Source organism: Pseudoalteromonas sp. ND6B (genome assembly GCF_000764215.1).
Lineage (GTDB): Bacteria > Pseudomonadota > Gammaproteobacteria > Enterobacterales > Alteromonadaceae > Pseudoalteromonas > Pseudoalteromonas tetraodonis.
On sequence record NZ_JQFL01000089.1, the window covers coordinates 1 to 18,289 of the forward strand.

Below are 18,289 nucleotides of genomic sequence, written 5' to 3' on the forward strand. Positions count from 1 at the left end.
GCATTTACCTTCGCCGCACTTACCTTCTTTTTTGGCCTTCGCTTCGCCGCATTTACCTTCGCCGCACTTTCCTTCTTTTTTGGTTTTAGCTTCACCGCATTTACCTTCGCCGCACTTGCCTTCACCTGCGTCTAACTGGTAACCAGCAACCATTTGCTGAAATTCAAATGGGTTAGCTTGTACATCTGCACTGGCCATACTTGCACTACCAACAACCACTGCGCCGAGTGTTAATGCAATTGAATTTTTCTTTATTGTATTCATTTTTTATTACCTTCTAAACTTGTTGAACATCATTATACAAGTAGACCTGCATAAAACTAAAAACTTTCACATTATCTATTTTTTCAAAAATAACTTAGTAAACTAACTATGAACCCTAATAAGCGTTTTATCAATTTATGATTTACAGGTAAACTGGCGCTCTTTTTCAGTAATAAATTAATCACACTATGAAACTTGTTTTAGCACCTATGGAAGGTGTCGTTGACTTTAAAATGCGCCAACTACTCACCGACATAGGTGGCTTTGATCTTTGTGTGACTGAATTTATCCGCGTTGTAGATACTTGCTTGCCTGATAAAGTATTTCACCGCTATTGCCCTGAACTAAAAAATGCAGGGCTAACTCGATGTGGCACGCCAGTTCGAATTCAGTTATTGGGCCAAGTGGCTGACGTCCTAGCTGAAAATGCAGTAAAAGCAGTTGGCTTAGGCTCCCATGGTGTTGACTTAAACTTTGGCTGCCCGGCAAAAACGGTGAATAAAAGCAAAGGGGGCGCTGTTTTACTCAAAGACCCTGAACATATGTATTCAATAATTAAAACTGTAAGGGATGCCGTAGACGCTGAACACGAGGTAAGTGCAAAAATTCGCTTAGGTTTTGATGATGATAGTAATAGCCAAGAGATTGTCGATGCCGTTGTCAGTGCAGGTGCGAGCAGTATCGCCATTCATGCGCGAACTAAACGCGATGGCTATAACCCGCCTGCCTATTGGGAAAAAATCCCTCCTTTAGTTAAAGATAAACAAATTGCGGTGGTCGCCAATGGGGAGATTTGGCAGGTAGAAGATGCCCTTTTATGCCAAAAGCGCAGCGGTTGCACTGACTTAATGATTGGCCGTGGCGCCCTTTCACATCCTGATTTAGCTCGTAAAATTAAAGCTCATATTAATAATGAAGATTATAGTGAGTTAACGTGGGAAAATATTTTACACCATATTATTTACTCATCCATGCACCAAACCGCCAGTAAAGATACCAAGTACTTTGCCTCACGCACAAAACAATGGCTTGGTTATTTAAAACGTCAGTACCCACAAGCAGGACTATTATTTGACGAAATACGTCGTTTAAAAGCCAAAGATGAAGTGGCAGAGGTATTAAAAAAATATGCGAAAGCGCCACAATTTGATACAAATCATAACATCTAAGATAATCTAACTAGATAATAGCAGTATCACTGAGGACTAATTTAAGGGTTATACTGCTAATGCATCATCAGCAACGACTAAACGATGAAATTGAAAGTGTTAAAGCGACTATATTAGGCTTGCTATCACAATCTACACACCCTACACATCACAATTTGCTTTGTATACTAACCCGTACCTCAAATGAAGAGTGGCTTGATATAGCAGCTCAGCAATTAGGCACCGAGTATAATCCCTTGATTGAGCGTATGAATAAGCTTGAAGCGGCAATAAGCCAAATTGACATTGGCCAGTATGGTTACTGTTGTGACTGTGAGGAAAAAATATCAGCGCAGCGCTTAGAGCAAGACCCTGCAGCGCAGCGATGTGATCAGTGCGCTAGTTAATAGCGCACTAAAGTTTAATTAAGTAGTTGTGGAGCAAAACTAAACGCTTGCCCTGGATAAAAAAGAATATCTTCAACTAATAAAGTCGCTTCCTCTTCACTTATGTTTAGTCGTTTAAGTAAATTTAAGCGTGCTTGTGACAATGTCCAAGCGTGATAATGCACCCCTAGATCAGTCTCCATCATAGCCATATAGAGCAGTTCATCGGCTGGTTCTAATTGTGAAGCGTTAGCCCTCAGAGGTAATAGCGTATAACCCGTTAACCAGTCTAAACCCGCTATTTTCGAATCAGTTAAAAGTAATGTGGTAAGCTGTGAGGCATTTGAGGCTTCTACCGTTGTTTGCTGTTTTTGACTCTGCATTGATTTGAATTTGCTATCAATACGACTTAGCCACTCAAGCGGTGAGAGCACAGCATTTGCAAAATAATTCAATTTACTTTGATACCACTGACTGCCATTAGCAAGGCCTGATAAACCAATGCTGCCTCTTGGCTTATAGTGCGCCAAATAATTGTTTAACTCACTCAACGCTGCATTAAGTTCAACCGGTGTGTTAGTGCGATTTATGGCTTGTTGCACGTACTTTTTTAAATAACTATGTTCAACTTTATTTAGCTTTAAATTACTTTGCTCGGCAGCTTCTAGCTGAGATTTTACAAATCTTAACCATTGCTCAATATTTTTATACTGGGCATCATTTTTCGCCATAGTGAGCATATTAGCCAAAACATTTGTTTGTGCAGGCCATGCAAAATAGCGCTCTGGGAATCGCTCAGCAATAACTAAATAATTAACCTGATTGGTTTGCTCTGCTGATAACTGCATTTGCATTAGCTGCTGATAAATAGCGTGGCGACGCTCTAAATAATCATCTGTAAAAGGGAGCTGCTCATTACTGAGCTGTGTAACCTGTGAATTCGGCTGCGCACTTAAAGCCGTATTAAGTGATATTAACGCGCTTTGCGCTTCTTCATAAGATGAAAATATATCTGTAGGCTTAGAGCAAGACGTTAACAGCAAACAAAATAGCAGTGAAATAATAGGCGTTTTTTTCATGTCAATTCCAATAAAAAAAGCCCCAATGGGGCTTTTTAAAAATACTAGAGTACATTAAATACTAAATTTTAACACCGTTGCGAGCGGCTTTATCTTTAATATATGTAGCCCAACCTTTAGCAAACCTACGTGTGCTTGGGTCGTCCATGGCTTTAGTAATAGCAGCATAAGCTTGCTTATACTTACCTTGGTAGTAAAACGCTTCAGCTAAATCTGAATAAATAGTGCCTTTTTTATCAGAGCCAAGCTCTAATGCTTTGTTCAAACGAACAACAGCAGCGCTGAATTTTTCAGATTGTAAAAGTAATGAACCTGCTTTGCGGTAGAGCTCAGCGTCGTCATCAAATTTAGCAGCTTCTTCGTAATACTTAGCAGCTTTCTCTATATCTTTCGAACGATGGTAGTTACTAGCAATCGCGCTAATATTTTGCTTAGTGCGTTTTACTTTCTCTTCTTTAACAGCCTTTTCAAGCGTTACTGCTGCTTTATAAGGAATTTCGTTTAAAGAATAAAAGTTAGCCAGTACTTTGTATTCAACTTCGTTTTCGAAGTAACCATTCTTGTATGCAACTTCCATAGTTGCTAGACCTTTTTGGTAGTCTTCGGTTTGTAAATAATACTTACCTAAACCTACCCAAGACTTTTTGTCTTCAGGCCATACACGAACAATTTCTTCTGCAACTTTAACCATATCTTGATATTGCTTTTTCTCAAAATAGGCAGCTAATTTAAGTTGATAAGGAGCTTTATTTGGCTCTTTAGATAACTTAATTGCTTTGTTTGCCGGTTCAAGAACCTGATCAAATTGTTTAAGCTCATAGCTTGCTTGCGCAATACGAGTGTAAACTTTCGGGTCCTCTTCACCTGTGAAGTCCATCCAATCAGAATATGCTTGCTTGGCAGCACTGTATTGTTCAGTACCCGCATACATATCGCCCAAGGTTTTTAAACCTTGAGCCTGATCAGCAAAGTTCAATACATCAGGTGCAATCGCTGCTTTCATATACTTAATTGCAACTTTGTATTGCTCTTTTTGAGCGTACATGCTGCCTAAGTAACGATTAACTGTTGCTTTATCAAAGTCATTAGACGGATCTAACTCTTTCAATAACGCTATTGCACCATCAACATCATCTTCGTTATACAATTCAAACGCTTTAATTACTTTTTTACCAGTACGTTCGCCCATGATTTTAGTTTTTGCTTTCTTACGCTCTTCAATTTTCGCGTTATCTGGCGCCGCTAAAACAGGTGCAGTTAATGATGCACCTGACACAGACATAAGAATTGCAAGTGCAGTTACTTTAGAAAAATTTCTCATTACTCGCCTCCTTAGTTGCCTTGGTTAAGTTTAAAGTCTAGTTGAACTTGTAAACCAACTTGCTTTTGTGGTTTCCCGTCAATGATCTTAGGACGGTATTTCCACTTACGCAATGCACGTTTAGCTTCACGGTCAAAGATACGTTTTGGATCTGCGTCTATAACATCAACGTCAATCACGCCACCTAACTCATCAATTGTGAATGAAAGTTGAACCCAACCTTCTTTACCATCACGTGCTGCTTGTGTTGGATATTTTGGTTCAATACGAACGATAGGTGTCGCATCACCATCTCGTCCAAATGCACCTGGACCACTTAGTCCACCGGCCGTGCTTCCCACATCGATACTTGGCATATTAAATGACAAGCCACCAGTATTTGGGTTGCTATTTTCCGGCTGTGGCGGCTGCGGTTTAGGCGGCTGCTTTGGCGGTGGCGGAGGCGGAGGCGGTACACGCTTCCTCTCCTGCACCTTAGATTCAGGCGGATTCGTCATAATTTCGACTATGATCTGCTCTTTTTGTTCCGTATTACGGTCAGCCCCACCAGAGATGAGGTATGCCATGAAGTAGAACAAGCCGAAAGTAACTGCCCCACCTGCAATCAGTGAAAACAGAAAACGAATCATTACTGATCTCCAGCTATTGAAATTCTCAGGTTATCACCCGTCGCTTTAATCTGGTCCATCACTTTAACCACTGTGCCGTGTTTTGCTTCTTTATCAGCTTGCAAAATTACAACATCAGTAGGTTGTTCTGCTAATAAACTTTCGATTTTTGCTGAAACACGTTCAACATCAACTTGCTGTTTATCAATCCAGATTGCACCGTCACTGCGAATTGCAATAAAAATGTTAGCATTTTTTTGCTTCGTAGCTTGGGCAGCTTTTGGTTTATTGACCTCGATACCAGCCTCTTTAACGAACGATGTAGTTACGATAAAGAAAATAAGCATGATAAATACGATGTCAAGCATTGGCGTCATATCTACCGCTGCTTCTTCTTCTTCACGAAAACGTTGTTTACGTGCCATATTTAATTCTCTCTCTAGTGATGAGGCATACTATCTACAAGCTTGGCTTTCACCATTCTCGCTCTTGCCTCAAGGCGTGAGCTAAAGAATACCCCAGATAGTGCCGCAACCATTCCAGCCATTGTTGGGATTGTTGCCATTGATATGCCTGATGCCATTAAACGTGCATTACCTGTACCTTGGGTTGCCATGGTTTCAAAAACCGCGATCATACCCGTAACAGTACCAAGTAAGCCTATTAAAGGACATATAGCTACTAATGTTTTAATCAACAACATACGCTGATCTAATTTTTCAGACGCTTCAGAAATCCATGCTTCACGGATTCTGTGTGCGTACCAAGACGTAGTGTCTTGGCGGGCATCCCACTTAGCTACAATTTCCTTCGTTAAACGAGGAAACTCAGCAAGTAAGAACCAATAGCGCTCAATCATTAAAACCCACATAAGAAAGAGTGCTATCGCGACCACGTATAAAACCTGGCCGCCTGTGCCAACAAAATCCCTGATAGATTCCCAGATCTCCATCAGGACTAGCATTAGGCTTTCTCCTTCTCCGCGTGAGTCGCGATGATACCCGCGCTTTGCTCATCAAGGATATGTAGTACCGACTTACTACGACCTGCAACAATTGAATGAAGTAGGATAAGTGGTAGTGCTGCAATTAGACCTAGCGCTGTAGTTACAAGTGCTAGAGAGATGTTACCAGCCATGATCTTCGGATCGCCCGTACCGAACAATGTGATTGTTTGGAACGTTAGGATCATACCGATTACCGTACCTAGTAGACCTAGTAATGGTGCGATAGCAGCAAGGATCTTGATGATGTTAATACCCGCTTCGATGCGTGGCGTTTCACGTAGAATCGCTTCATCAAGTTTAAGCTCAAGGTTTTCAACATCTTGATTTTTGTTGTCAGAGTACACTTTAAGAATACGACCCAATGGGTTGTTTGTATTCGGTGTAGACAAGTTCTTAAGCTGAGCTTTGATCTTAGAAGTAGTAAGCGCTAAATCAACGAAACGTACTAAGAAGATTAAAAGACCTACAGCAAGCAATACGGTGATGATGTAACCAACTTCAGCACCTTGCTCGTAGTACTCCATAAGAGACTTCTTCTGCGTGTTGATACGTAAGATTGCACCACGTGTAGGATCCACGTATACGCCAGCGTAATTATCAGCTGAAGTACCTTCTAGATCAGAAATACCTTTTAAGATATAGCTGTCAGGTTGCTTACCTAGAGGCTGTATAGACTTAGTCTCTGGTGAGTAGATTAAGTAGCCATCGTCTGTAACTAAGTTGAAGTTACCGATACGTGTTACTTTTTTCATTGACGGGTTACCGTCAAGACCTGCAACTTCAGTTTCAAACGTTGAAACTTTAGCTGACTCAGTCATTTCTGTTTGAAGTGAAATCCAAAGTTCTTCTAACTCACGAACTGTTGGAAGTTCTTTAGCCGCAGCTAATGAACGAAGTACTTCAGCACGTCCTGGTTTTTCAGCACTTACTAAAGATGCTTCAATTGAACCAATCGCGTCAGCTGCTGCACGACGAACAACACCAAACATTTCACCTAACGTACCTTGCGCGTTTTGAAGAGCTTGCTCTTTTTCCGCTAAAGTATTTTCGTTTTGTGCATATTCTTTGCTAAGACGATCACCACGTGCTTTTTCAGCAGCTAATTGGCTTTTCGCTTTGTTAAGTAACGCTTGCTTATCAGCACGATCTGATAAGAACTCTTGTTCACGTTGCTTATTGATTTTCCCTTCAGAAATACGCTCTTGCTTTACTTGCTCAAGAATTTTATCTAAAGCATCAGTATTTGCATGTGCATTAAGCGCGGTACCGGCAGAAACAGACAGTACTGCTGCAACAGCAAAACCTTTAAATAGTTTCTTCATTATTGATTACTCCGCGCCAAAAATTGGTAGTTTAACAAGTTCTAGTGTGGCTTGCTTACGCGCCATACGGATCACTTCTTTAACAGGTTTTAGGTATTCTTCACCTAATTCTTTCCACTGTTTAGTGTTGTTATCCCACACCCAAGCGTGTTTTAGATCGAATGATTGCGCTACATAAGTGATACGACCTAAACGACCGATATCAACGTTAATGCTACGACCATCAACATCTAAAGTACCTTGAGAAGCAGTTACAGCTGAACTGTATGCTGTTTCAACAGTGTACGCTTCAAGTACCTGACGGAACTTCTCAGACGTTGTTACAGATGCAGATGCCATGATCTCACGTAATCTTTCAACACGTCCAAGACGAGTTTCAAGGTTAAATGGAACGTCCGCTTTGATGAATTGCTCAAGCGTATCGATCATGCGATACATCAAAGGCACAACGTTTTGTTTAGTGTTATCGATAGTCGCGATTTGACGATCGAACGATGCGATAGACGCATTTTGGTCAGCGACCAAACGTGCTACGTGATCGTTGTACACTTTCATAAGTTCAGTCTCATCAACGATGCTACGGTACTCAGCGATTAGCTCCTGAGTTTGACCATATACATTGTCAATTTTAGTTTGAGACTTAACCGCAGCCTTTTGAATTGTTTGACCTGCTTTTTGCACGTCATTCAAAGGATCTGCAATCACATTGCTGCTTGCAAATGCAAAAGCGCCAACCAACGCAGTTGCTACAAGACTCTTTCTGATTTTAACAGACATAGTTCCCAACCAATTAAGTAATGTTACTTTTATAATTTAATTATCAACCCGCAAGGGGAAGACAACCCTGATATCTTTTAATAGATATCAACTTACCAATAATGCTAAATGCATTAAGTCATGTCAACTTCATGTTTCGCATAACCTATAAATAAATCAGCTTGTTTGTAAGATATTTAAAGGGCTCACACAAAAAAATTAACATTATCGTAACTAACGTGACAAATGCAATTTCAGCAAAGCCAGATATAGTAAGAATACTGATAAACCACCTAGTTAAAGTAAACAAAAATATAACATTTAAAATTAACTTAATCGTGGCTGAAAAAAAATTAAAAATAAGCTTATTTTCTGTCCCGAATATTCTTTTTTAGTGGTTTTTGAGACTTTTTAAGCTAAAAATACAGCTAATCGTTATTATTCGCGCATTCGTCGCATAGTAATAAGGACGTGCCGATTATCTAAAAAGCAATACAAAGGAGGGGAAATAGATTACAAAGAATCATTTTTATTAACACCTGTGTTTTTTGTTTCTACTGATCATTAATATCCTGCCGATTTTTTATATTTCTCCATGGAGAAATATCAATCTTACGCACTTTTATGAACTCAATATAATTAAACTCACATCAAGCAGTAGACTAAATTTAAATCGCAAGGCGATCATTGGCCAACAACGGACTAGCGCATAAAGGTTTACGTTTAATTTGGTATATCGGAGTTAAAAATATGAATAACGGATATCAGAAATGAAAGGCAATACAGAGAGATTAAAAATAGAGTTGAAAATTATTTAAGAATTATGGTGAAACAGGTTAGTGTTTCACCACGATGAACTTAGGTTCACATAATAAATTATGCTACTTCTACGTTCTCAGCTTCAGGGCCTTTTTGACCTTGCTTGATGCTGAAAGTCACTGCTTGACCTTCGCTAAGAGTGCGAAAACCAGAACCAGTGATTGCGCTGAAATGTACAAACACGTCAGGACCATTTTCTTGTTCAATGAAACCAAAGCCTTTAGCTTCGTTGAAAAATTTTACTTTACCAGTAACCGACATACTAAATTTTCCTGTAAGTCAATAATTAAAATTCAGCCATATAATTATGGCAATATCCTCCCTGAGTCAATGCCCAAAAAACTGGAGGTGATAGTACAGGAAGAAGTAATAACCAAACCGGTAACCTTAAACGCAGCACAATACCGTAATTCAATACGCAAAAACTCAAAGCCAATTAAGATTAACACATTAAAATTTTTTTAGCTCTATTAATTAGGATTTATTTTTGAAGTTTCATTGTTTTACTAACAACGGTGTAACCTTTTAATTTTTATAGAAAATAACAAGCAAAAAATTGTATTTTTTATAAACAGATTACAATTGCTTTAAAATAGTTTTTATCAGTATGTTTTTTAGCCACTTAAAATAAAAAACCACCTTGAATTTAAGGTGGTTTAAAGTTTAGTGTTTAAATATTAACTATTTAACTTGCCAGTCGATAACGCTCTCGGCTTTGATTGGTACTACTACAGAGTCACCTAGCGAGTAGCTTGCCGGCACTGTCCAAGGCGATTTTTCTAAGGTAATAGTGTCGGTGTTACGCGCTAAGCCATAAAAATCTGGACCAAAATGGCTTGCAAAGCCCTCTAACTTATCAAGCGCACCAGCCTCTTCAAAAGCTTCTGCATAAAGTTCAATAGCAGCATGTGCAGTGTAAGCACCTGCACAACCGCATGCAGCTTCTTTTTTATCTTTATAATGTGGCGCTGAATCAGTGCCTAAAAAGAATTTTTTATTGCCACTCGTTGCTGCCGCCATAAGTGCTTGCTGATGAATGTTTCGCTTTAATATAGGTAAACAATAGTAATGTGGGCGAATGCCCCCTGCTAACATATGGTTACGGTTGTATAGCAAATGATGCGCAGTAATTGTAGCTGCTACGTTATCAGAGGCACTTTCTACAAATTCTACCGCATCTTTCGTTGTTATGTGTTCAAGAACAATTTTAAGCTCAGGGAAGTCAGCGACAACATCCCCTAAAATAGTCTCTAAAAACACTTTTTCACGATCAAATATATCAATAGACGAGTCGGTTACTTCACCGTGGACGAGTAACAGCATGCCAACTTCTTGCATTGCTTTTAACACCGGATAAATATTTTTAACCGATGTTACGCCAGAATCTGAATTTGTGGTTGCACCCGCTGGGTACAATTTAGCTGCAAATATTTTACCCGTTGCTTTTGCCTTTTTTATCTCTTCTGGTGTCGTTTTATCAGTAAGATAAAGTACCATTAGTGGCTCAAACTGCCCTTGAGGTTTCGCTGCCATAATGCGCTCTCGGTACGATAATGCGGTTTCAGTACACGTGGCTGGCGGTACTAGGTTTGGCATAATGATCGCGCGGCCCATATAACGACTGATATCACGTACTGTATCTTTTAGCTGATCCCCGTCGCGTAAATGTACATGCCAATCATCGGGCCTAGTAATCGTTAGAGTTGTCATTTTGCTCGTCATCGTAAAATCCTAATGCTTAAGTTAACTGATCATAGGCATATGGGGTTTTCGAGTAAAGACCTTATTAAAAATAATCCTTAGATACTATATATAAAGTAAACTTTACACTTCACGCTTCTCATTTATCGTTTTATTTTGTAGAAAGGTTAATATTAGGTTAACGTATGTACCTTTAATAATAATTATAAGGCCTACCTTCGTTGCCTATGTCGAACACTATCGATACTACTAAAGCGCTCGAAACTAAAACGGATCAATTGAGTATAATCAATCAGTTCTCCTCAAGTTTATTGCAACTGAATACGTTAGAAGCGCTCTTTAGTTATGTCACCACACAAGTTGTTAATCGACTTGGATTTGTCGACTGCGTGATTTATTTAGCCGATGACAGCCAATCTACGCTAAATCAAGTGGCGTCTATGGGTATTGAAAGCGAACACACTAGTTATCAGTCAGAACGAAAGTTAATCCGCTTTAATGAGGGGATAACGGGCTATGCTGCATCAACTGGGCAAGCTTTAATAATAGGCGATGTAACTAAAGACAGCCGCTACATTGCTGATGAGCGCCCTGCGCAATCAGAGCTGTGTGTGCCTTTAATATATAAAGATAAAGTACTCGGCGTAATTGACTGTGAACACCCAATAAAAAATTACTTTACCAGTTCACATTTAGAAATTTTAACTACCGTTGCCCACTTACTAAGCGCAAAAATAAATCAAGTGAATACCGTCAACAGCTTGCAAGATACCGTTCGGCAGCTTAATAATGCGCAAAAATTAGAAAGTAGCCTACTGCAAATAGCTAACTTAACCTATAAAGCACAAAATTTAGATACCTTTTTTAAATCGCTGCATGTGATTATTGATAGCCTTCTTAATGCAAGTAACTTTTTTATTGCTTTGTATGATAAAAAAGAAGATGTTCTAGATTTTGTCTATACCGTTGAAGGCGGTGTACAAACAAACACGCATAAAATTATTTCAAAAGATCAGTTAAAAGAAACAGCCTCTTACTATTTATTAATTAACGAGCGCCCTTTACTGCTTAATAAAGAGCAATACCGACACTATATAGAGCAAGGCCACTTTAAATTGGTCGGTGAACTAGCAGACTCTTGGCTTGGTGTGCCATATAAAGTTAATGAGCGCATGAGTGGCGTTATTGTCGTACAAAGCTATGACAAGCAACATTACTACAACGAACATGATAGCTCGCTGTTGACGTATGTGAGCCGACAAATAAGTATGGTTATAGACAGGCATTTAGCTCGCCAAGAACTCGAGCACAAAGCACTGCATGATGAACTAACAGGGCTTGCCAATCGTTCGTTACTAATAGAAAGAATGAAGCATGCAATTTTACGCTTGAATCGCGCTAAAAAAGGTACTTTTCATGCTCTGCTCTACCTTGATTTTGATCGCTTCAAAAGTATTAATGATTCGTTAGGCCATGAAGTAGGTGACCATTTTTTAATTGCTATTTGTAAATTGATTACTCAAACCGTTCGCAATACTGATACCTTTTCTCGCTTAGGTGGCGATGAGTTTGCTATTTTTATGGAAAATCTCAGTCATCGTGACCAAGTAAACGATGCCCTCGCTCGAATAAAAACCGCCCTGTCAGATCCCATTGATATTGATGGCCATTTACTGCAACCCTCTACCAGTATTGGCGTTGCATTTAGTGATAATGTAAACGATGAAGCATTTGTTTTATTACAGCAATCAGACGCGGCTATGTACGAAGCAAAATCATCAGGGCGTGGCCAAGTTAAGTTTTTTAATAATGTCATGCGTAACAAGTTAAAAACACATGCCGACCTTGAAAATGATTTACAACACGGTATTGAGCATGATGAGTTTGAACTGTATTTTCAGCCTATTTTTAACATTACTAGCAGTGACGTTATGGGGTTTGAAGCTTTAGTACGTTGGCATCACCCACGAAAAGGGTTTGTATCGCCAGGTGACTTTATCCCCATTGCAGAAAAAACGGGGCAGATTATCAATTTAGATTTGCATTTGCTCGACCTTGCAGCACAGCATATCGCTTTATGGCAACAACAAGGGCATCGTTTTTTACGCGTTACGGTTAATGTTTCATCTCGCCACTTCGCAAGTTTAGAGTTTGTAGATCAGCTTCACGCAATCTACAAAAAACATCAACTACCTTTAGGCTCATTATGTCTAGAAATAACCGAATCGGGATTGATTGAAAATTTAGAGTTAGCAACACAAATTATTCAAGGATTATCGCCTTTAAAAGTATTGCTCTGTTTAGATGACTTTGGCACCGGTTACTCTGCCCTTGGTTACTTGCATCAACTGCCTATTCATGTCCTTAAAATTGATAAAAGCTTTATCGATAATTTAAAAACCACGGCCAATCCATTGATTGATGCTATTTTAACCTTAGCCATTTCATTAGATCTTATTGTTATAGCAGAAGGGATAGAAAGCCCTGAACAACTCGCTATTTTGCAAAAAACCCAATGTGATTATGGCCAAGGCTTTTTAAAGTCTAAACCTGTTACAGCAAAAGAAGCTATTTTACTAATACATAGCCCTCTTTAATTAATAAGCCAGGTTTGCTGGCTTTTAAAAATCACAGTAATTACTTTTACGCTTTTGCCAACACTAACTCATGCAACGTCACTTTACAGCTTTTTACAATCTGCCTTATAACTGCTTACTTAAGTAAGGGTCTATTTAACCAGTAGAAAACCTTATAATTAGTTTGTGCCACATTGTTCTTAATAAAAATCTTTAACCCCGTTAGCGAATGCTTTAATACATTACATTATTTAAAGGCGTATACGAATTGGTATTAATGTATGCCAATGAGTAGCCCCTAATCATTCAATCCTTGCATTCGCTGCTTTTTTCAATCGTGTATCCTTTAAACCTCAGTTGCGTTTACTGAGCTTTTGCCTGCCAAACCCTTCGCCGTAAATTTTAATTCGCATTTTAACCTCGCTATGAAACATCTAAATATTAATGTCGCGCTATAACCTACTTATTTTAGAGAGTTACATGACAATAAAGTTATCTGTTACCAGAACAATAATCATTAATAAAAACTCAAACAAACATGAGACAAATTCAACAATAAATAAAAAACTAAACACTATTTGACTCAGCAAAGTTAAAAAACTTAATGTTCGCAGTAAAAAACACACTAAAGTGCAATTTTATAGCCATCCAGACGTTGAAACGGTTTTTGTAAAGGCGTAGTATGTAATGAATCTGAGCTATACTCACCATATCCATGAGATTTATTAAAGATGATTGACATTAAACACTTAAAAACAATTGCTACCCTTAAAGAAACGGGTTCTCTCGTCAATACAGCCCGCGAACTATTTTTAACTCAGTCAGCTTTATCACATCAAATCAAAGATTTAGAAAACAAATTAGACTGCCAGTTGTTTGAGCGTAAAACTCAACCAGTCCGATTTACACCTCAAGGTATGTTATTACTTGAATTAGCACACGAAATATTACCTAAATTAGAAGCCACCAAGTGCCGACTCAAAGAAAGTCTAAACCAGCCTATTTCGCAGCTGCGTTTAAGCGTTGAATGTCATGCCTGTTTTCATTGGTTATTGCCTACTATTAAAGAATTTAATAACTTTTGGCCTGATATAAAAATTGATTACGAGCGTGGCTTTAGTTACGACGCTATCCCAGACTTATTAAATGATGAATTAGATCTCGTGCTTACATCAGATATTCGCGACCCTGACAAACTTGAATATGCCCATTTGTTTGACTTTAAGCTGAAACTGATTGTGGCACCAGATCACGACTTAGCGAAAAAAGCCTATGTAACTGCGCTTGATTTGAAAAGCGAAACTATTATTTCTTACCCTATTCCGCGTGAGCGCCAAGATATATTTAAGCATTTCATCCAAAATGCGCGTTTTGACGGCACGCTAAAAACGGTTGATCAAGGTTTACTTATATTTCAATTAGTCAGTGCAGGTATGGGTGTGGCCGCCTTACCCGATTGGTTAGTAACCCCTTACGAAAGCCAAGGGTTAATTAAGTCAATTCCACTGGGCGCGCTTGGTTTAACGCGTCCAATGTACTTAGCGATGAAAAAAGACATGAAAGACAATCCAGTTTATCGTCACTTTTTAAACACCTGTAAATTAAATAACGGTCGATAAATCTTAAACTTATGAGTAACATGCTAATAAATATACTTAATCATGTTGCTCACTATGTTTGAACTAAAAAAAATACTGGGCGGCTTGCTCATGCCGTTACCTTTGTTGGGCTTAGTAAGCCTAATATTACTTATTTTTGCGCTCAAACAACGAAAAGTCGCAATCGCTATATCTTTAATGAGCCTAGCAACCCTGCTTATTGCCAGCACCCCTTTGGTGGCCAACTTACTGATTAAAAATAGCCAACCAACCTCATTAGCATTTAATTATCTTAAACACCCCAATATAGATAAAATTGTGGTGCTTGGCTGTGACATAAACCCCAACCCTGCATTGAGTGCTAACAGTCAGTTAGGTAATTGTGCGTTAACCCGTTTGGTGGAAGGAATGAGACTTGCTAACATTTATCCTCATGCGCAGCTGATTGTTTCAGGTGGGGGGTATGAAAAAGTCACCAACAGTGCGTTAATGTATAAAACCGCGATTAGCTTAGGTATTAATAAAAATCGTATTGTGCAAAATCCAAACGCGATGGATACCGCCCAAGAGGCAAAACTTTTAGCCTCGAAACTTGTTGATTACAAGGTCGCTTTAGTCACCTCAGTAAGCCATATGCCCAGAGCAAAGAATTTATTTAATGCGCAAGGCATTAACGTTATCCCTGCCGCAACCGACTATCACAACTTTGCCGCTTTCCCTTGGTATAAACAACTCATACCCAATGCAAAAGCATTACTAGTAGTTACCCAGTATGCTCATGAAGTTATTGGCAATGCGTGGATAAATGTACGCCGTACAATTAACCCTGAAGCACTTTAATTAAGTTAACGCTTATTACGTCCCCCCTAAAAAACCGCAATTATTTGCGTTTTACACAGGGGGTTATTAAAAAATAAAAACTGAATATTCGTTTGTTTGGCTAAAATAACATCTTAAACTAAAAAATAGCGTTGGCTGTTTTGTTATTCTTGGTGAGCTTTAACCTCAGCTGTTTTATTCCAAAGCCGATACAGTGTTACTAAAAATACGCAAAGAAATAATAGACTTAGTGCTGTTAAATTCTCAACACCTAAAGCATCAAAAGTAGCACCGAAAATATAGCCGCCACCGACTAAAACAATAACCCATAGCAGTGCAGAACATCCATTTAACACACTAAAGCGGCGCCAACTAATTGCTGTAAGCCCTACGGGAAGGGCACCAATCGTGCGTAATCCTTTAGGATAACGATATAAAAAAATGTAGGCTGTGCCATGGCGTTCAGCAAGCTCACTGGCTGTTTTGAATAATCGACCAAGGCGGCCTGGTTTTTCAAGCCATGCCGCGCCATACGCTCTTGCTAAAGCAAAACGTAATTCATCGCCCAAGTAGCCACCCATAAAAGCAGCCAAAGCAACAAAACCAACATCTAGTGCGCCAGTATGTGCAGCATAGCCTGCGAACAAAGGTAGCCATCCACTTTTTAACGCACAATAACCAAAAAGTAACAGATAAACCAACAACCCGTACTGCTCAATTAAAGCTAATACCCCTTCCATTTCATTCCTTTAAAGTAACTACCTTAGTAGCAAGCAAAGTAACATTGTAATTTAAACGAGGTAAGTACAGTGAAAGATCTGTGTTTTTTGCAATATAAGAATGGATGTAATTATGATTTTAAGCGTAGGTTTATATCTATTACGTTTATTCAATTTTTGGGATGCATAAAACCAAAAATAATTAACTCACAAAAAGATAAGAGGGTATGCGGGTATATAAAAAATCAACATACTGGCTTATTATAGTTTGCTAAATTAGCTATTTAGAACGCTAGATTTAAATAACCTACCCGAAATACGTTACAAGTAGGTTATTTATAAAATTACTTTTAAGCTAGGTGTTTACACAGGATTGCCTATGTCAATAAATGTCACATCAAAGCCATGTTTATCGGCAAGGTATTCACCCAACGCTTTAATACCGTAGCGCTCGGTGGCGTGATGACCTGCGGCAAAAAAGTCGATATTTTGCTCGCGTGAGCTGTGTATGGTTTGCTCTGATGCCTCACCGGTTAAGTAAGCATCAATACCTTGCTCGGCTGCTAAGTCGATATACCCTTGCCCGCCACCTGTACACAAAGCGATGGTTTCAATTTTATCAGTACGTACTAAACTCGTTAGTGGCTCGCGCTTAAGCACTTGGCTTATTTTTTTGGCAAATTCACTGCCCGTTAGCGGCGTTTTTAAACGCCCTTTCATCGCTACACTGTTGTTAGTTGGCTCAAGGCCTGCTTCAATTTCAATATCGAGCAATTGCGCCAGCTGTGCGTTATTACCCATTTCAGGGTGAATATCTAACGGCAAATGATAGGCAAATAAATTGATGTCGTTAGCTAAAAGCGCAGCCACACGACGTTTTTTCATGCCAGTGATAGGTTGTGACTCGCCTTTCCAAAAATAGCCATGGTGTACCAAAATAGCATCAGCATTATTTTCAATCGCGGCATCAATAAGTGCTTGGCTTGCTGTTACACCCGTTACTATGGTGCGTATCTCATCTTTACCTTCTACCTGAAGCCCGTTTGGACAAAAATCGTTAATGGTTTCTGGCTTTAACAGGGTGTTTAATAATTGATTAAATTCTCTACGTTGCATACTACTTACCTTACTTTGCACTGAATTTTGTACAAATTTTGGCGGTTATGCGCTAAAAATGAAAGGAAAATCGCAAAAAATTGAAAAACAGTTCTAAAATAGGTATAAATACCTCTTCTTTATCTGTGTAAACAACGTATAGGGTCTCTGATGAGCAAACTAGACAAAACAGAAGTGTTATCTGCCTTTGAAGCTGCATATGAAGCTGCCAACGGTAAAAAACCTGAAATAACAACTAAACCTGGCTGGTATAGCATTGATGGCGGCAAGAACATGCGCCTAGCTGATGTAGCAGAGCTGACTAAAGAATTAAGCTCTGGTAAGTCTACAAAAAAAGCTGCAGTAAAAGCACCTGCTAAAAAAACTAAAAAAGCTGCTCCTGTAAAAGCACAGAAAAAAGCGCCTTTCACCGTGATCAAACAAAACGAAGAAGGCTACACAGCAGAAGAGCTTTGGATAGTTGAGCTTGCTCGCAAAGATCACGATTGCCGCCTACCTCGCGGTGTTGTTTGATCAGCTGAGTGCTTTGTATAAAAGAAACCGCGTTAAGCGGTTTTTTTATATTTATTATCCATCAAGTATTGAATAAACCACCTCGCAACAAAGCCAGACAAAACTATAAATACAGTTCCTGCCAGTACTGGCATTATTAAAAAATCCCAACTTTGGCCAGACTCAATAATTAAGATAGGGTTTGCGCCGGCAGCAGGGTGAATAGTTTTTGTGATTATCATTAATGTTATAGCAATACCCACAGCCAGCCCAATCATAATCGCACTATCAGCACTATAGTAGCTAAAAACAACCCCAATCATTGCGGTCAGCATATGCCCCCCTATTACGTTTTTTGGCATAGCTAACGGGCTCTGCGGTACGCCAAAAACAAGTACAGCTGTTGCGCCGAATGGCGCCATTAACCAAATACCGTAATCACCCAAATAATTTAGCCACGCCAAAAACCCCAAAACAAAAGTAGAAAAAACACCTGCGATTAATGCCGACTTTATTTGATCACTATGCATATTACCTCCTCAAAAGTAGACCGACTTGT

19 protein-coding genes are annotated in these 18,289 nt (G+C 39.1%); 6 read left to right on the forward strand and 13 right to left on the reverse strand.

Annotated features, from left to right (window positions below; all coding sequences use genetic code 11):
• Positions 1 to 264: HvfA family oxazolone/thioamide-modified RiPP metallophore (locus ND6B_RS00600; protein WP_033104377.1), on the reverse strand; the 264-nt coding region annotated here is incomplete at its 3' end.
• A gap of 188 nt (positions 265 to 452) precedes the next feature.
• Between ND6B_RS00600 and ND6B_RS00595 the strand changes: the two genes are divergently transcribed.
• Together ND6B_RS00595 and ND6B_RS00590 are read left to right on the forward strand one after the other, a co-directional pair.
• Entirely contained in the window at positions 453 to 1,433 is a 981-nt protein-coding gene (locus tag ND6B_RS00595; protein WP_028835056.1) for a tRNA-dihydrouridine synthase, read from the forward strand.
• Between the two features lie 59 nt (positions 1,434 to 1,492).
• Positions 1,493 to 1,819 carry a TraR/DksA family transcriptional regulator gene (locus ND6B_RS00590; RefSeq protein WP_033104378.1) on the forward strand — a complete coding sequence of 109 codons (327 nt, stop codon included), beginning with the start codon at positions 1,493 to 1,495 and terminating at the stop codon, positions 1,817 to 1,819.
• Positions 1,820 to 1,833: 14 nt separating this feature from the next.
• Here the strand turns inward: ND6B_RS00590 and ND6B_RS00585 are convergent, their stop codons facing one another.
• The 9 genes from ND6B_RS00585 to pyrC all read right to left on the reverse strand — a co-directional run bounded on the left by ND6B_RS00585 (position 1,834) and on the right by pyrC (position 10,431).
• Complete coding sequence (locus ND6B_RS00585; protein WP_033104379.1) at positions 1,834 to 2,877, reverse strand: hypothetical protein; 1,044 nt, start codon at positions 2,875 to 2,877, stop codon at positions 1,834 to 1,836.
• Positions 2,878 to 2,938: 61 nt separating this feature from the next.
• Positions 2,939 to 4,198: a tetratricopeptide repeat protein gene (locus ND6B_RS00580; protein ID WP_033104380.1), complete on the reverse strand. Its 1,260-nt coding sequence runs from the start codon at positions 4,196 to 4,198 to the stop codon at positions 2,939 to 2,941.
• An 11-nt stretch (positions 4,199 to 4,209) separates the two neighbouring features.
• Positions 4,210 to 4,827: an energy transducer TonB gene (locus tag ND6B_RS00575; RefSeq protein ID WP_008109338.1), complete on the reverse strand. Its 618-nt coding sequence runs from the start codon at positions 4,825 to 4,827 to the stop codon at positions 4,210 to 4,212.
• The gene (locus ND6B_RS00570) at positions 4,827 to 5,231 is read right to left on the reverse strand and encodes an ExbD/TolR family protein (RefSeq protein ID WP_006792384.1); all 405 of its coding nucleotides are present in this window, start codon (positions 5,229 to 5,231) and stop codon (positions 4,827 to 4,829) included. The genes ND6B_RS00575 and ND6B_RS00570 overlap by 1 nt, the downstream gene beginning before the upstream one ends.
• A 14-nt stretch (positions 5,232 to 5,245) precedes the next feature.
• Positions 5,246 to 5,770, reverse strand: a complete 525-nt coding sequence (locus ND6B_RS00565) for a MotA/TolQ/ExbB proton channel family protein (protein WP_008109346.1) — start codon at positions 5,768 to 5,770, stop codon at positions 5,246 to 5,248.
• Entirely contained in the window at positions 5,770 to 7,134 is a 1,365-nt protein-coding gene (locus ND6B_RS00560; protein WP_013465203.1) for a MotA/TolQ/ExbB proton channel family protein, read from the reverse strand. The genes ND6B_RS00565 and ND6B_RS00560 overlap by 1 nt, the downstream gene beginning before the upstream one ends.
• Positions 7,135 to 7,140: 6 nt before the next feature.
• On the reverse strand, positions 7,141 to 7,911 hold the full coding sequence (locus tag ND6B_RS00555; protein ID WP_013465204.1) for a DUF3450 domain-containing protein: 771 nt from the start codon (positions 7,909 to 7,911) through the stop codon (positions 7,141 to 7,143).
• 855 nt (positions 7,912 to 8,766) lie between these two features.
• Positions 8,767 to 8,970 (reverse strand): cold-shock protein, encoded by a 204-nt coding sequence (locus ND6B_RS00550; protein WP_004588138.1) that lies wholly within the window; start codon positions 8,968 to 8,970, stop codon positions 8,767 to 8,769.
• A 420-nt stretch (positions 8,971 to 9,390) separates the two neighbouring features.
• The gene (gene pyrC, locus ND6B_RS00545) at positions 9,391 to 10,431 is read right to left on the reverse strand and encodes a dihydroorotase (protein WP_033104381.1); all 1,041 of its coding nucleotides are present in this window, start codon (positions 10,429 to 10,431) and stop codon (positions 9,391 to 9,393) included.
• A gap of 206 nt (positions 10,432 to 10,637) precedes the next feature.
• Between pyrC and ND6B_RS00540 the strand changes: the two genes are divergently transcribed.
• The 3 genes from ND6B_RS00540 to ND6B_RS00530 all read left to right on the forward strand — a co-directional run bounded on the left by ND6B_RS00540 (position 10,638) and on the right by ND6B_RS00530 (position 15,424).
• Positions 10,638 to 13,007 (forward strand): bifunctional diguanylate cyclase/phosphodiesterase, encoded by a 2,370-nt coding sequence (locus tag ND6B_RS00540; RefSeq protein WP_016900410.1) that lies wholly within the window; start codon positions 10,638 to 10,640, stop codon positions 13,005 to 13,007.
• Between the two features lie 710 nt (positions 13,008 to 13,717).
• Positions 13,718 to 14,605, forward strand: coding sequence for a LysR family transcriptional regulator (locus ND6B_RS00535; RefSeq protein ID WP_008114241.1), 888 nt, complete (start codon positions 13,718 to 13,720; stop codon positions 14,603 to 14,605).
• A 54-nt stretch (positions 14,606 to 14,659) separates the two neighbouring features.
• On the forward strand, positions 14,660 to 15,424 hold the full coding sequence (locus tag ND6B_RS00530) for a YdcF family protein (RefSeq protein ID WP_033104382.1): 765 nt from the start codon (positions 14,660 to 14,662) through the stop codon (positions 15,422 to 15,424).
• Between the two features lie 143 nt (positions 15,425 to 15,567).
• Here ND6B_RS00530 and ND6B_RS00525 read toward each other — a convergent pair whose 3' ends face one another.
• Together ND6B_RS00525 and ND6B_RS00520 are read right to left on the reverse strand one after the other, a co-directional pair.
• Positions 15,568 to 16,143, reverse strand: a complete 576-nt coding sequence (locus tag ND6B_RS00525; RefSeq protein ID WP_033104383.1) for a DedA family protein — start codon at positions 16,141 to 16,143, stop codon at positions 15,568 to 15,570.
• A gap of 342 nt (positions 16,144 to 16,485) precedes the next feature.
• Positions 16,486 to 17,238 (reverse strand): Nif3-like dinuclear metal center hexameric protein, encoded by a 753-nt coding sequence (locus tag ND6B_RS00520; protein ID WP_033104384.1) that lies wholly within the window; start codon positions 17,236 to 17,238, stop codon positions 16,486 to 16,488.
• 150 nt (positions 17,239 to 17,388) lie between these two features.
• On the opposite strand from ND6B_RS00520, the gene ND6B_RS00515 reads away from it, so the two are divergent.
• Positions 17,389 to 17,751, forward strand: a complete 363-nt coding sequence (locus tag ND6B_RS00515; protein WP_013465213.1) for a hypothetical protein — start codon at positions 17,389 to 17,391, stop codon at positions 17,749 to 17,751.
• Positions 17,752 to 17,783: 32 nt separating this feature from the next.
• On the opposite strand, the gene ND6B_RS00510 is transcribed toward ND6B_RS00515, so the two are convergent.
• Positions 17,784 to 18,260, reverse strand: coding sequence for an HPP family protein (locus ND6B_RS00510; protein ID WP_033104385.1), 477 nt, complete (start codon positions 18,258 to 18,260; stop codon positions 17,784 to 17,786).
• Between the last annotated feature and the right edge of the window lie 29 nt (positions 18,261 to 18,289).

Bases quoted from the DNA above. Each gene is read 5' to 3' on its own strand.
- ND6B_RS00595 (WP_028835056.1), top strand. From the start codon at position 453: ATGAAACTTGTTTTAGCACCTATGGAAGGTGTCGTTGACTTTAAAATG.
- ND6B_RS00590 (WP_033104378.1), top strand. From the start codon at position 1,493: ATGCATCATCAGCAACGACTAAACGATGAAATTGAAAGTGTTAAAGCG.
- ND6B_RS00585 (WP_033104379.1), bottom strand. From the start codon at position 2,877: ATGAAAAAAACGCCTATTATTTCACTGCTATTTTGTTTGCTGTTAACG.
- ND6B_RS00580 (WP_033104380.1), bottom strand. From the start codon at position 4,198: ATGAGAAATTTTTCTAAAGTAACTGCACTTGCAATTCTTATGTCTGTG.
- ND6B_RS00575 (WP_008109338.1), bottom strand. From the start codon at position 4,827: ATGATTCGTTTTCTGTTTTCACTGATTGCAGGTGGGGCAGTTACTTTC.
- ND6B_RS00570 (WP_006792384.1), bottom strand. From the start codon at position 5,231: ATGGCACGTAAACAACGTTTTCGTGAAGAAGAAGAAGCAGCGGTAGAT.
- ND6B_RS00565 (WP_008109346.1), bottom strand. From the start codon at position 5,770: ATGCTAGTCCTGATGGAGATCTGGGAATCTATCAGGGATTTTGTTGGC.
- ND6B_RS00560 (WP_013465203.1), bottom strand. From the start codon at position 7,134: ATGAAGAAACTATTTAAAGGTTTTGCTGTTGCAGCAGTACTGTCTGTT.
- ND6B_RS00555 (WP_013465204.1), bottom strand. From the start codon at position 7,911: ATGTCTGTTAAAATCAGAAAGAGTCTTGTAGCAACTGCGTTGGTTGGC.
- ND6B_RS00550 (WP_004588138.1), bottom strand. From the start codon at position 8,970: ATGTCGGTTACTGGTAAAGTAAAATTTTTCAACGAAGCTAAAGGCTTT.
- pyrC (WP_033104381.1), bottom strand. From the start codon at position 10,431: ATGACGAGCAAAATGACAACTCTAACGATTACTAGGCCCGATGATTGG.
- ND6B_RS00540 (WP_016900410.1), top strand. From the start codon at position 10,638: ATGTCGAACACTATCGATACTACTAAAGCGCTCGAAACTAAAACGGAT.
- ND6B_RS00535 (WP_008114241.1), top strand. From the start codon at position 13,718: ATGATTGACATTAAACACTTAAAAACAATTGCTACCCTTAAAGAAACG.
- ND6B_RS00530 (WP_033104382.1), top strand. From the start codon at position 14,660: ATGTTTGAACTAAAAAAAATACTGGGCGGCTTGCTCATGCCGTTACCT.
- ND6B_RS00525 (WP_033104383.1), bottom strand. From the start codon at position 16,143: ATGGAAGGGGTATTAGCTTTAATTGAGCAGTACGGGTTGTTGGTTTAT.
- ND6B_RS00520 (WP_033104384.1), bottom strand. From the start codon at position 17,238: ATGCAACGTAGAGAATTTAATCAATTATTAAACACCCTGTTAAAGCCA.
- ND6B_RS00515 (WP_013465213.1), top strand. From the start codon at position 17,389: ATGAGCAAACTAGACAAAACAGAAGTGTTATCTGCCTTTGAAGCTGCA.
- ND6B_RS00510 (WP_033104385.1), bottom strand. From the start codon at position 18,260: ATGCATAGTGATCAAATAAAGTCGGCATTAATCGCAGGTGTTTTTTCT.